Genomic DNA, 13,435 nt, shown 5'->3' with positions numbered 1-13,435 from the left:
AGATTTTTTGTACGCCGCCGCCCGCCATCGAGCAGAGTTTTACACCTAATTGGGTATAAAACAGCTTATGGCAGGCGGTGGTGTAGCCCTTATTGGAACTACACTTGTACCATTACTTTCCGGCTTATTCTAAATCAGGTTTGGATCATGGGGCAGGGAAAATCCCTGTCCAGGAGGAAAGGAGGAAATAATTGAACAGCATAATTCAGCAGATTACTGACTGGCTGAAGGGCATTCTTGTATCGGGAATCATGGACAACCTCACCAATACGTTTTCCTCTGTGAATGACCAGGTGGGACAGATCGCAACGGAAGTAGGAAAGACACCGAGTAATTTCATGCCGGCAGTCTTTAATATGGTCAGGAACCTGTCGGAATCCGTGATCATGCCGGTTGCCGGAATACTGCTCACATTCATTGCGTGTTATGAGCTGATACAGCTGATCATCAGTTATAACAATCTGGCAAGTTTTGAGACATGGTTCATCTGGAAATGGATCTTTAAGACTTTCGTGGCAGTGGAACTGATCACACACACATTTGATATCACAATGGCGGTATTTGATGTGTCGCAGAGTGTGGTGCGGCAGGCAGGAGGCATTATACAGGGAAGCACGGCAGTAGATGCCAGTACGCTGGCAACCATGCAGTCCACACTGGAGGCTATGGAGCTGGGACCGCTTTTTGCAATATTCCTACAGTCATTTATCGTGCAGTTTCTCATGTACGTACTTTCGGCAGTCATCTTTGTGATTATCAACGGACGTATGGTGGAGATCTATCTGATGGTCAGTCTGGCACCGCTCCCATTTGCAACCTTTGGAAACAGGGAACAGAGCATGATGGGCCAGAACTATATGAGAAGTCTGTTTGCACTGGGATTTCAGGGATTTTTGATCATGGTATGTGTGGGAATCTATGCAGTCCTGATCCAGTCAGTAGCATTCAGCACAGATCTGGTCTTTTTCCAGGGAACCTATAACACAACCGGAGCATCCCATGTGGGTATCGTAGTCGATCCGGTAAATAAGATCATGATTCACTGTGGCAATCCAATCCAGTATACGGTAAACTTTCGGACTTATAAGGAGAGCTACAAGGACAAACACTCCAAAATGACACCAAAAGAGGATTTAGTCATTTTTGAGAATACGCAGGAAGCAATTATTGACAAGGAAACATGGGAGCGCGTTCAGACCTTGCGAAAGACAATCCGTAGGACAGATACCATAGGCACAGCAAATCCCTTAACAGGCTTGATGTTCTGTGCTGATTGCGGGGCGAAGATGTATAACCACAGGGGCAAGGCTGGCAATGCGCGGGATTGGGCAGGGCGACCAACTGGAAAGAAACGTCCAGACCGCGACGAATACAACTGTTCCCGTTATGATTTAGGCAATCAACACTTTGATGATTATTGCACCACACACCTTATCCGTACTGCCGTTGTTAATGAATTACTGCTTGAAGCGATAAAGGAAGTTTGCGACTATGCACAGAACAACGAAGCCGAGTTTATGGCGCAAGTCTGTTCCGCTTCCGAGGACAGACAGGCAAAAGCGGCTAAAGCTATCCGACAGAGGAAACAGCGCAGCGAAAAGCGCACCGACGAATTGAGCCGCTTAATTCGCAAGCTCTACGAGGACAATGTAAATGGGCGGCTTTCAGACAAGCTCTTTGAACAAATGTTGCATGATTTTGAAGCCGAGTTAGAGGGCTTGACCGATAGTATCACACAAGACCAGCAGGAGCTTGACCGCATAAGCAGGGAAACCGTCAATGCCGAGAAGTTTCTTGCCCTTGTCAAAAAATATACGGATTTTTCCGAACTCACCCCCGCAATGATAAATGAGTTTGTTGAAAAAATCCTTGTTCATCAAGCCGAGGGCAAAGGCGCAAGCCGTACACAGGAAGTCGAGATTTTCTTTAACTTTATCGGCAAGGTAGAAATCCCGCGCAAAGAAATTGAACTAACAGAGGAAGAAAAGGCAGCATTAGCGGAACAGGAACGACGCAGGGCGAAGAAAGCCGAGTATAACCGCCGCTATATGGAGAAGAAGCGCAGACAATGGAAAGAGCAACAGGAACGGGAGAAAGAACAGCAGGAAGCTCTTGAATTACCTGCTGCTTCCACCGAGAAAGGAGAACGCATAGCATGAGAATACTCATTGACAATGGCAACACCCCCGCCGCCCCGCGCCCGTATATCGGGCATTACGGGCGGTTGCGGAAAGCCTACCTTGAACAGTACCGCCCCGACCTCTACACCGCCCTTGTCGCAAATGAGAAGCTGCATGAGCATTGCGCCGAGATTGACGAAGCCGCCCGGAGCCGGATTGACCTTATCATGCCGCAGCTTGCAAGGAGCGCGGGAGCTACCGAAGCACTCAAAGCTACCGACCCCATGAAATGGGTGGGACTGATGAACGCTTGCAGGGCGCAAGCGGAGGAAATTGCCAAGTTTGAGCTAGTCTATGTTTGACGGTCAAGAGCCGGAAAAAACGGAAATCACGCGATAGGAGCTGCCCGGACGAGGAATGGTTCATCGGGGCGGTTTCTATTTGAAAATCCTCATTTTCCCCAAGTCAAGAGCCGGGAAAAACACCCGAAAAATGCCCCTATTGCGTAACAGGGGCGCAGAAAGGAGAGTTTATGAGAACAGGGCTTACGAAGCAGGAAAAGACCACCGATATTTGGTTTGACGAGAAAAACCCGATTATCCATATCCGCACCCACAACACCGACTTAAAGAAGCGGCTTGCCGCCTACTCCGGACAGTACCCCGACCAGTGCCGCCAGACCGACGCAGACCCCGAAACGGGCTGCATGGAGTTTGAGATTGCAAAGGGGCGCTTCTCTTTCCGTCTGACCGCCCCATACAACGAGGAACGGCGGGAAGCTGCGCGGCGGTCTGCCAGAGAAAACAAGGCCACTGACAGGCTGAAATGAGGTGGATTTATTCATAACCATGTGCTATGATATTTATAGATAGTGAAACTTCCTTTCAATTTTTTCGTCTATACAAGTAACAGAGAAGAACAGGAGGCTTGTTCCATGAGAAAAAAGAGATTGATGATTGCAATAGCTTGTATCATTTTAGTAGGTATCGCGGTAATCGTATTTTTTTCACAACAGGGGAAAAAACCGTATAAGGATTTGGACGCAGCGCAGATTGTTTCCGCTAAAGTGTTATTAACACCGCCAGACAAAACGATTGAGATTGAAAATATCCAAGAATTAGTTGAATATTTGAATGATGTTGTTGTCTATAATGAGGATAATTCTTACACAGAGTATGATGGACAAGGCGTTGTTTTTACCTTGACTATGGTAGACGGTACACAAACAGATATTATGGCGTATAACCCATTTATTGTCATTGACGGTATCGGTTATAAGACAAAATATGAGCCATGTGAAGCACTCAACAGCTATGCAAATGAATTACTAAACTCTGGGACTGCCAATATAATTTTGGAAGAACCGCCCACATTAAGCGTTGTGAGTGACGAAACCGCTATCGGTGCAGTATTAGGAACTTATTCGTGGCAAAAAACAAATATTGACGGAACTGCTGAAAGCACAATAGCTGATAGCCCACACCCGTTAGAGTGCAAGGATCTGTTGTCCCCGCCATTTGAAACAACAGAAACAACAGCTACATTAAGATTTACAGAAGACCCAGATACAATTTTAAGTGTGCAGTGCTGGAGTGACGAACATTGGGGAGAGCCTGCTACAAACAGCGAAGATGTAACTATTGTTGGAAACGTACTCACTCTTAAACTGGGCGGATATATTTATGAAGTAACAGCTGAATGGAATACTGAAAATGGCTATGGCGGAACAGCAAGCTATTTTATATATTTGAAAACAGCAGACTAAAATTGAATAGCCACCCACAAGGGCAGCCGAGAAAATCGACTGTCCTTTTTCTATGCCGACAGGCAGAAAGGAGCGACCACCCATGACAAAGCCAAGAGAGAAAACCCGCGAGGAATTGACTGCCGAGATTGAGGACGGGAAGAAGAAAATCCGGCAGTTTGAAAATCGGGAAAAGATGCTGCGTCAGAAGCTATCCAAAGAGGAACGCAGAACACGCAGCCACCGCCTTATTGTCCGGGGCGCGGTCTTTGAAAGCATTGTGCCGGAAGCAAAGAACATGACCGACGAGGAAGCCGCAGCACTTCTTAGGCTTGCCTTGACGAGTGAACCAGCGCGGGAATATCTGAAAAAACGAGCCGAAAGCAGGAACGCCGAATAAATCCCTTAGGAACTAAGGGCGCACTTATACACCCTTACGGGCGTGTGCGCTCTGCCGAGGGCTTATCTTCGCACAGGGAGATTTCCCCGCGCTCCGATATGGCGGCTTTGCCGCAACAAGGGGCTGCACCCCTTGCGCCGCTTCGCGGCTATCCCTGCACACCCACAAAAACAGTACACCCGCCGTTGGCGTCTGTACCATTTTTGCGGGTTTTATTATCCTATCCGGGAGGTGATACCCATAGCCATTTACCATTGGAACATCGGCATTGTGAGCCGAGGAAAAGGCAAATCAGCCGTTGCCGCAGCCGCCTACCGAAGCGGCGAAAAGCTGACAAACGAATGGGACGGAATGACTCATGACTACACTCGCAAAGGCGGCGTTGTCCATACAGAAATCATGTTGCCGCCCCACGCACCGCCCTCATTCGCTGACCGTTCAACCTTGTGGAACAGCGTGGAGCTTTACGAGAAAGCCGGGAACGCCCAGCTTGCGCGTGAGATTGACGCAGCACTCCCCATAGAATTATCCAGAGAGGAACAGATCCGGCTTGTCCGGGAATACTGTTCCTCTCAATTTGTTTCCAGAGGAATGTGTGTGGATTTTGTTATCCACGACACCAACAGCGGCAACCCCCATTGTCATATTATGCTTACCATGCGCCCCCTTGACGAGCGCGGAGCATGGGCGGCGAAATCCAAAAAGGAATATGACCTTGACGAAAACGGCGAGCGTATCCGCTTGCCAAGTGGCAGATACAAGACGCACAAAATTGACCTTACAGGCTGGAACGACAAGGACAACACCCTCTTGTGGCGCAAGGCATGGGCTGACTATACCAACGACTTTTTGGAGAGAAACGGAAGCCCGGAGCGTATCGACCACCGCAGCAACGCCGAGCGCGGCATTGACGAAATACCGACCGTCCATATGGGCGTAGCCGCCTGTCAAATGGAGAAGAAAGGTGTAGCCACCGAGAAAGGCGAACTGAACCGAAATATCCAAAAAGCAAACCGCCTTATACGGGAAATCCGGGCGCAGGTTAGCAAGCTCAAAGAATGGATTGCCGACCTGTTCAAAGTGTGGGAAACCGCCCCGAAGCCGCCGCCGCAATCTCCCAACCTTGCAAATCTGTTGATGAAGTATTTGAGCGTTCAGAGAGAAAAGAGCCGGAAGTATTCGCAGCGTTGGCAACAACAGCACACAGCCGATGAACTGAAAACCATAGCGGCAGCGGTCAACTATCTCTCCGAGCATGGTATCTCTAATCTTGATGAGCTTGACGCTTCCCTTTCCTCTGTCAGTGATAGAGCCTATTCAATCCGGGCAGGAATGAAAACCGCCGAGGAACGCATGAAGAAGCTACAAAAGCTAATTGAATACGGGAAGAACTACACAGAGTACAAGCCCATTCACGATGAACTGAAAAAGCTGCAAAACGGCTGGACAAACAAGCGCGACAAGTACGAGGAAGCCCACCGCGCCGAGCTGACCCTATGGAACGCAGCAAGTCGCTATCTCCATGCAAATCTGCAGAAAGGAACAAAGACCTTGCCTATTGCGGAATGGGAACAGGAATATGCTGACCTCAAAACACAGAGGGACAGCGATTATACCAAACTGAAAGATACCCGCACCAATGTTTCAGAGCTTCAAAAAATCCGCAAATGCGTGGATATTGCACTCCGCGCCGACCAAGCGGAGCAGACGCAGAGCCGCACCAAACGGCATGATATAGACCGCTGAAAGGAGTTGAACTTTTATGTATTACACCCAAGAACAGATAGACCGCGCCAACCAAGCCGACCTTGTTTCTTTCCTGCAATCACAGGGCGAGCAGCTTACCCGCGCCGGACAGGAATACCGCTGGAAGCGGCACGACAGCCTGACCGTCCGGGGAAACAAATGGTACAGGCACAGCCAGAGCAAGGGCGGTGCACCCATTGATTTTGTCATGGAGTTTTTCGGCAAGAGCTTCACCGAAGCCGTTGAACTGCTGACAGGCGAAAAAGGAGCCGCCCCGCCGCTGGACAGACCAAGCCCCGCGCCCCTATCCGACTTCCGGCTACCACCCCGCAGCACCGACAACCGCATAGCGAGGAACTACCTCACAGCAGCCCGCCGCATTGATGAAGATGTGACGGGCTTTTTCTTTTCCACCGGGGATATTTACGAGGAAGCCGCCCACCATAACGCCGTATTCGTCGGCAGAGATGAAAGCGGCATACCGCGATACGCCCATCAGCGCGGCACAGCCGGGAGTTTTCGGCTTGATGTGAAAGGCAGCGACAAAGCCTTTAACTTCTGCTACCGTGGCGAGGGCGAAAGGTTGTTTGTCTTTGAAGCCCCGATAGACCTCTTATCTTTCCTCTGCCTGTTCAAAAAGGACTGGCAGAAGCAAAGCTATCTGGCGTTGGGCGGCGTGGGAGAAAAAGCCCTGTTGCGCTTTCTCTCTGACCGTCCGAACATCAAGACCGTTTTTCTCTGCCTTGACAGCGACCAAGCCGGAAGCGACGCTTGCAGCCGCTTTGCGGAGCTTGTGCCGGAGGGCTTGACCGTCCATCGGCTTATCCCTCTTTTCAAGGACTGGAACGAGGTATTGCAGCACCGGGCAGAAATCACAGACGGGAAGTATTTGCGGGAAGCAATCTACGGCTTGAAAGAGCCGCCGCAGGAAGAAACCGTTGAGATTATCCGCATGAGCGAGGTTGACACACAGACCGTTGAATGGCTATGGGAGCCGTATATTCCCTTTGGGAAAGTAACCATTGTGCAGGGCAATCCCGGCGAGGGCAAGACCACTTTTGCCCTACGCCTTGCCGCCGCCTGCACCACCGGGGGAACGCTGCCGGGAATGAAGCCCTTGCCGCCATTCCAAGTAATTTACCAGACCGCCGAGGACGGGCTGGGCGATACCGTCAAGCCACGCTTGATAGAAGCCGCCGCAGACCTTGACCGGGTGCTTGTGATTGATGAAGCCAAGCGGGAGCTTACCCTGTCCGATGAGCGCATAGAAAAGGCAATCACGCAGAACGGGGCGCGGCTGATTATCCTTGACCCCATACAGGCGTACATGGGCGAAAAAACCGACATGAACCGGGCAAACGAAGTGCGCCCCATGTTCCGCCGCCTTGCCGATGTTGCCGAGCGTACCGGGTGCGCCGTTATCCTTATCGGACATCTCAACAAAGCTGCCGGAGGGCAGAGCGCATACCGGGGCTTAGGTTCTATCGACTTCCGCGCCGCAGCAAGGAGCGTCCTGCTGATCGGGCGCGTGAAGCGAGAACCGAATGTGCGCGTTATCGTCCATGACAAATCTTCCCTTGCGCCGGAGGGCAAGCCCGTTGCCTTTTGCCTTGACCCGGAAACGGGCTTTTCATGGATAGGCGAATACGACATCACCGCCGACGAGCTGCTGTCCGGCGCGGGCGGCAACACCGCCACCAAAACCGAACAGGCGGAACGGCTGATACTGGATTTACTGGCAGACGGGAAAGAGCTTGCCAGCGAGGACATAGAGAAAGCCGCTACAGAAGCGGGCATATCCGCCCGTACCGTCCGGGCGGCAAAGAGAAACCTTGACGGGCGCATTACCTCAAAGCGCATTGGCGCGGCATGGTATCACGCTCTTAAAAAGTGAAACGGCAAAATCCAAGTGGCAAAACCCAGATACCTTGCCACTTTGCCACTTCGCCACTTCAACCTCAAAACCACCGCCCCATGTATGACCGCATGGGGCTTTTCTCATGGAAAGGAGAGCCTATGAACAACGACACCAGCAACCGCAGCACCCCCGCAACCGCTTCCCCTCTGACCGTAAAGGAAGCCGCGCCACCTGTAATGATAAAGAAAATCGGAAAGACCACCTACCGCGTCAAAATCCATTTCAGTGAAACGAGCAAAGAAACCATGAGCGACAAAATCAAGCGTCTGATTTTGAATGACAGCGAAAAAAGTTCTTAAACACCCTTGACAAAACGTATCAGAGTATTCGGTTTTGGGAGGAACTACAGGATAAACGACCCTGTTGATTAATCCGTCATTTTCTAATTCTCTAAGTTGCTGGGTAAGCATTTTGGGAGTTGCAGATTTAATGAGCTTTCCTAATTCATTAAATCTAAGTGTTTTTCCAATGAGATGCCATAGGATAAGTGACTTATATTTACCACCTATAAGCTGAAGGGTTGCTTCTACTGGACATTGGAAAGATTGACATGGTTTCATTATATACGACCTCCTGAAATTTGAATCCATAGTATCATTTTGGGTAGTATGGCACTTAAAAGTGCGTACTTGTAAAAAAGAAATACTGTGATAGCATTATAGCGTACTTGTTGAGCAGGCACAACAAAAATGTATTAAAAATGAAAGTGAGGAATATTTTTATGGAGTTTTTATCTTTAGCAAAACAGAGATGTTCTGTAAGAAAGTATAAAACTGATGAGATTGAAAAGGAAAAATTGGACAAAATTCTGGAGGCTGCCAGAATTGCTCCAACAGCAGCAAATGCTCAGTCGCAGAGACTGTTAGTAATTAGTAGCCAAGAAGCAAAAGAAAAATTGTCTAAAGGAGTAAATTATCATGGCGCCCCGTTGGCTATCATTGTATGTGGGGATCATTCAGATGTTTTTGTGCGTCCGTTTGATAAAAAGGATATGGTAAGTGTTGATGCAACAATAGTTGCGGATCATATAGTATTAGAAGCAGAGGATTTAGGACTTAGTTCTTGTTGGCTTACATATTTTGATCCTGAGATTATCAGAAATGAGTTTAATATTCCAAGTAACCTTGAACCAATAGCAATTATTGCGGTGGGATATGCTGACACAGAAAAGGCATCACCAGACAGACATTCAAAGGATAGAAAAGCGCTTGAAAGCCTTGTTTGTTACGAAACTTTTTAAGCATATTAAGAAATAAAAGAGATTGTGTTTAAAGATGGAAAACTTGTCTGAGACACAGCGAAGTAAATAAAATGAATAATATAGGAAGTCAGTAGTGTGTGAATAAACTGCTGGCTTCTTTTTTGATAGATACAGTCACTCCCAGAGAGTGTGCAGGATAGTAAAGTAATAATATCAACATGACGATATAGAAAATGCAGGGAAGAAAATATTGATATAAAGGAGGTTATAGCTATGCAGATTAGTGGATATTCCAGTGCCGCAATGTTGGCATATCGTTCTTCTGGTATGAAGCAAAAAGCAGGCACAGTGAAAATGCAGGATTTTTCTCAGATGGTACAGAACACAAGCGCACAGGCAACAAGCCAAACAGATAAGACAGCGGCGACAAAAGAAGTCTCCGAAGTTGATGAGATGGCAGCGTTCAAGCAGGAAATCTATGAGGAACTGGCTGAAATTGATAAAATGAACTCCTCGGCTATTTTGTCCAATTCTGTACATATCACAGAAGATGGATTCAAAAGAATGAAGGAAGATCCCGCCTATCGCAAAGAAATTATGGATTGGCTTCGTGCAGATGCAAGAGCTTCTCATGGGGTTCCATTTGGTGTCCATGTTACAACAACAATTACAGGAGCTGGAGCAACTTGCTACGGGGCAAATGTTTACCATGATGATAGTGCAGCAACCAAAGCCGCTAAAAAGGATTTGGCTGATAAGAAGGCAGAAGGTTCATTTTATCATTCAGATCGCACCTATGCTGACCGTAGAGCTGCACAGCGCAAGAGGGACAGAGAGTATGTGGCAAGTGAACGCCAAAAGCGGGAACTCATGCAGAAGATGACACTGGAAAAGAGTATTGACCAAAAGGCACAGCGACAATTACTCGATCAGAAGGCTCTTGCACAGAATGTAGTTGACCAGAAGTATGTTCAAGATTACTTGCTGGGAATGCAAGAAAGTAAAAGCTGGAACATTTGAGTATAAATAAATTCATTTATACTTTTATGTAATAATTATGGAAAGGAGAATCCAAAGACAGGGTTAAATTATTTGTCGATAAAGGGAAATGAGGCACAAGGAGTTTCGGTAATCATAACATCCGATAAAGATATAGAGACGCTGAATAAATTAGCTGATGAATTTCAAAAATATCCGGTAAGTTCACAGCGGTCTACGGCAGAATTATATGCTTTACTTGAGATATCAGGAAATCTGAAACGTGAAAAAGATGGTTTTACATTTTTGACTCCGAATGGAATTACATATATTCCGTATGACGGTGATTCTAGTAAAGCATGGAAAATTGATATGTCGGGTTCCTGTTATGCTACTGCCAGAAAATGTTTAGCGGCAGAAAATGATTGTGCAGACATAAGTACATGGACGAAAATTTTGAAAGGAATAAAGATATATATACAAGTATGAAACTAATAGTATGAACAGACAATGATATTCTGTATTTTAGAAATATAATATTTTTTGGAACAGACAGAGAAAAAATCAGAATCTTGCAGACAAGCAGATTGCACTGACAAAAGGCGGAACATTAAATTTAACTATTTTAACATTAGATGGTTATGGTGTTCAAATTCAGAGTCGGGGTGTTAATGTATTGCTGAATACCAGTATCGGCTGGAAATATGAAATGACTCCGGCAGAATTTCCAAGAAAAATTTTATTCCATTTACTGGAATGAATATAACGCAGTAAAGAATGGAGGGATTATAAATATGGTAAATATGGTAAATACCGCTGTAAATAACAATATTTATGCAGGAAGAAAATCTGGTTCAAAATATAATCAATCACAGGATTTTCAACAAAAGGAAGTATTAGAGGTACCGGATGGTGCAGCAGTTAACAAATATGCAAATGTTCAAGAAATCTATGAGGCATTAAAATATAACGCGTCATATAGAGTAGATAAACAGGAGCAGGATGAAATTGCTGAGAAAGAAATTCAAAATGAAGAACCAGAAATAAGCAATGATTCCAGTGAAAAAATGACAGCATGGTACCAGGGGGTTCCTTTGAAAGAATGGGCATTAACGGATCCTAAATACACGGATTCAGAAACGGGAATTTCATGGTATATTAGAGACGGAAAATATCCGTATATGGTAGGTGAGGATGCAGAAAAGTTCCGAAAACTTTGTGAAGAATCCGGGGAGTTCCCTCTAAAGAAATTTGGGGAAATGACGGGATTAATACAGAAATTAGATGACAATACAGTAGCGTATGTGGGTGATAACGGAATTGCAGTTAAATCGAAAGATGGGAAAGAGATGTTTGTGGACACATCAGGCTTGTCATATGATATTCTTATGGATATGTTCAGAAATTTGCCTAGAAATGGGAATTTTTTCAGCAATAAGTATTGGTCAGATAATATACAGAAAGCACAGGCTCGGAGCTGATGATACGTTATATTGCAAGAGTGTGTATGCTTGGACTCCGATAGGAGAAAGCAGATTGGTTCTGATTGACAGAAGAATCATATGGTTTTAGGATTGATTTTTTCAATCATAGGATTTATGGAGCGCAAGGAAAATGACTTTGGGGTTGTAAACGAGTGTGATGATATGGGGCTGGGAGAACAAGTTATTTTATCCGATAAAAAAAGCAATATAACGATGCAATCAAGGCTTATGAGCATACCGGTAACGGTGTAAGCTGGTCGCAGTTTGAATGGAAAACTTACGATACACAGATGACAGTCACATTTGAGGATTCGGTGAAAGTTGAAAGCATTTCAAAAAATGGAAAGTTTAAGTGTATTATGGAGCCATATCCGGGTAATGAATTAGATTTTTAAAAAGTATTTCATGTAGGAGTCAGAGCATATTACTGACTCCTATGCAGAAAGGAGAACAATTTTATGAGTATAACGAAAGTTGGAAGTTCCTATAATTTCATTTATAACACAAAGACAGGTAAATTATCTACAAAAGATGGCAGCAAAAATGAATTTGTTGATTTTTGCAATGGAGATGTAAAGGGAGAAGATACAGAGACACTGAATCATTTTGATGAGCATACAAGATATCAGTTTACAAGAATGCTGTTTGCATATGGAACCGGAATGACCGGACAGAATCCTTTTGCCAATGATGAGAAAGTCGAGATTACAGCGGATATAGACAGTGCAACCCATACTTCCTTTTATGTGAATGGGCAGAAAGCGTTTACGGCAATTACGGGTATGTCATATCTCCCATCCGAGATTCAAACCTTTGGAACCGTACAGCAGCCATTTAAAACCAGAGGGTACAAACCATATGATCCCAGTACAAACAGTATCACGATTGGGGTTGGAAGCAGATTTAATCTTGGAAATGGATACAGCATGACGGTACAGGAAGATTTTGTCTGGGGCGAGGGCTATGGAAACGGAAGCAAGGCAGATGATGAAAGATGCAATATGATGATAGGTGGTCTGAGCTCCCTGATACATTTTGCGGATCAGCAGTATTTTTCAAGTATGACAGATACATACACCGATTATATTTTAGATTTTCTTGCGTCACAGGGAGTGGATACAAGCAGAGAATTTGTGATAAACGGGACACATTGCGAACTGGTAAATGGGAAAATAAGTGAAGTTGGTAACGATTATGTGGTGCCTAGTTCCATTCAGCAGAAAGCAGTGAAAAGATATGAAGAAAGTATGTCACAGCTTTTGAATAGCGGAACTTGGTATAGATGGTCATAAAAGTAATAGATCACTTGGACCGTTATGGAGAGTGAATAGATTCCGAATGACAGAGGAAAGGACAGCATATCTGCAACAGGAAAAAGAATTTTATACAGTGTTGGCATCCAAAATAGGAGAATAATTTTATGCATGATGCAAAAATGATATTGAGATAGGAGGAGTTCCATATGAAATTAGGGAAGAAAACAAAGACTGAAAAAGGAACATTTATGGCATATGCTTCTTGTTCATGTACTTGCTTCTGCGTATGTAAGTGCCAGAACTGTAATAGATCATTGGGGAGAAGAAAATAGAAATGGAAATAAACAATACTGGTTCTACATATGGGGCAGCATTTCGTCAAAAACCGATTTTTTTCATGTCTGGAAAGGAAACAGTGGCATTTTTTGAAGGAAAACTGAAGAAAAATATGACACTTCAGGAAGATTCCTGTACACTTGGCAGCAATGACACTTATCGCAGACAGCATACCACTTATGAGGTTTCGGACAAGAAGAAGGGAAGTACGTTTCTGGATCTGGATTTTCTGATCAAGGACGAAACCAGCAG

At 45.6% G+C, this 13,435-nt stretch carries 15 protein-coding genes and 3 pseudogenes; 17 read left to right on the top strand and 1 reads right to left on the bottom strand.

Annotated elements, in window-relative coordinates:
* Nucleotides 1-52: 52 nt before the first annotated feature.
* From DW835_RS17120 to DW835_RS17075, 10 genes and pseudogenes are all read left to right on the top strand, one after another.
* Nucleotides 53-133: pseudogene (locus DW835_RS17120) on the top strand (Maff2 family protein); the annotation flags it as partial.
* 58 nt (nt 134-191) lie between these two features.
* Nucleotides 192-959, top strand: a pseudogene (locus DW835_RS17115) (CD0415/CD1112 family protein); the annotation flags it as partial.
* A 75-nt stretch (nt 960-1,034) separates the two neighbouring features.
* Nucleotides 1,035-2,159 (top strand): DUF4368 domain-containing protein, encoded by a 1,125-nt coding sequence (locus DW835_RS17110; RefSeq protein ID WP_279221290.1) that lies wholly within the window; start codon nt 1,035-1,037, stop codon nt 2,157-2,159.
* Entirely contained in the window at nt 2,156-2,482 is a 327-nt protein-coding gene (locus DW835_RS17105; protein WP_117465425.1) for a TnpV protein, read from the top strand. Before DW835_RS17110 ends, DW835_RS17105 begins: the two co-directional genes overlap by 4 nt.
* A gap of 170 nt (nt 2,483-2,652) precedes the next feature.
* On the top strand, nt 2,653-2,949 hold the full coding sequence (locus DW835_RS17100) for a hypothetical protein (RefSeq protein WP_117465424.1): 297 nt from the start codon (nt 2,653-2,655) through the stop codon (nt 2,947-2,949).
* A gap of 105 nt (nt 2,950-3,054) precedes the next feature.
* Entirely contained in the window at nt 3,055-3,885 is an 831-nt protein-coding gene (locus DW835_RS18540) for a hypothetical protein (protein WP_227194785.1), read from the top strand.
* An 82-nt stretch (nt 3,886-3,967) separates the two neighbouring features.
* The gene (locus DW835_RS17090) at nt 3,968-4,264 is read left to right on the top strand and encodes a DUF3847 domain-containing protein (protein ID WP_117465423.1); all 297 of its coding nucleotides are present in this window, start codon (nt 3,968-3,970) and stop codon (nt 4,262-4,264) included.
* Nucleotides 4,265-4,495: 231 nt separating this feature from the next.
* Entirely contained in the window at nt 4,496-6,010 is a 1,515-nt protein-coding gene (gene mobQ / locus DW835_RS17085; protein WP_117465448.1) for a MobQ family relaxase, read from the top strand.
* Between the two features lie 16 nt (nt 6,011-6,026).
* Nucleotides 6,027-7,904 (top strand): AAA family ATPase, encoded by a 1,878-nt coding sequence (locus tag DW835_RS17080; RefSeq protein WP_117568904.1) that lies wholly within the window; start codon nt 6,027-6,029, stop codon nt 7,902-7,904.
* 122 nt (nt 7,905-8,026) lie between these two features.
* Nucleotides 8,027-8,227, top strand: a complete 201-nt coding sequence (locus tag DW835_RS17075) for a transposon-encoded TnpW family protein (RefSeq protein WP_022473970.1) — start codon at nt 8,027-8,029, stop codon at nt 8,225-8,227.
* A 15-nt stretch (nt 8,228-8,242) separates the two neighbouring features.
* Here DW835_RS17075 and DW835_RS17070 read toward each other — a convergent pair.
* A pseudogene (locus DW835_RS17070) lies at nt 8,243-8,488 on the bottom strand (helix-turn-helix domain-containing protein); the annotation flags it as partial.
* Nucleotides 8,489-8,649: 161 nt separating this feature from the next.
* Here DW835_RS17070 and DW835_RS17065 point away from each other — a divergent pair.
* From DW835_RS17065 to DW835_RS17025, 7 genes are all read left to right on the top strand, one after another.
* The gene (locus DW835_RS17065) at nt 8,650-9,168 is read left to right on the top strand and encodes a nitroreductase family protein (protein ID WP_069432379.1); all 519 of its coding nucleotides are present in this window, start codon (nt 8,650-8,652) and stop codon (nt 9,166-9,168) included.
* A gap of 234 nt (nt 9,169-9,402) precedes the next feature.
* A complete protein-coding gene (locus DW835_RS17060; protein ID WP_118731481.1) occupies nt 9,403-10,149 on the top strand; it encodes a hypothetical protein in 747 nt (248 codons plus the stop codon).
* Between the two features lie 72 nt (nt 10,150-10,221).
* Nucleotides 10,222-10,596, top strand: a complete 375-nt coding sequence (locus DW835_RS17055) for a hypothetical protein (protein WP_243037232.1) — start codon at nt 10,222-10,224, stop codon at nt 10,594-10,596.
* A gap of 305 nt (nt 10,597-10,901) precedes the next feature.
* The gene (locus tag DW835_RS17045; protein WP_118352010.1) at nt 10,902-11,588 is read left to right on the top strand and encodes an H-NS histone family protein; all 687 of its coding nucleotides are present in this window, start codon (nt 10,902-10,904) and stop codon (nt 11,586-11,588) included.
* Nucleotides 11,589-11,669: 81 nt separating this feature from the next.
* Nucleotides 11,670-11,843 (top strand): hypothetical protein, encoded by a 174-nt coding sequence (locus DW835_RS18130; protein ID WP_181968633.1) that lies wholly within the window; start codon nt 11,670-11,672, stop codon nt 11,841-11,843.
* Nucleotides 11,844-12,049: 206 nt separating this feature from the next.
* Nucleotides 12,050-12,883 carry a hypothetical protein gene (locus DW835_RS17035; RefSeq protein WP_055068427.1) on the top strand — a complete coding sequence of 278 codons (834 nt, stop codon included), beginning with the start codon at nt 12,050-12,052 and terminating at the stop codon, nt 12,881-12,883.
* A gap of 361 nt (nt 12,884-13,244) precedes the next feature.
* Nucleotides 13,245-13,435, top strand: a 191-nt coding sequence (locus DW835_RS17025; protein ID WP_347559403.1) for a hypothetical protein, incomplete at its 3' end; no start/stop codon positions are given.

It is taken from the genome of Clostridium sp. AM34-9AC, from assembly GCF_003480225.1.
GTDB classification, from domain to species: domain Bacteria; phylum Bacillota; class Clostridia; order Lachnospirales; family Lachnospiraceae; genus Acetatifactor; species Acetatifactor acetigignens.
The sequence above is the reverse complement of the archived record's forward strand: the minus strand, read 5'-3'. Positions and strand labels throughout refer to the sequence as shown.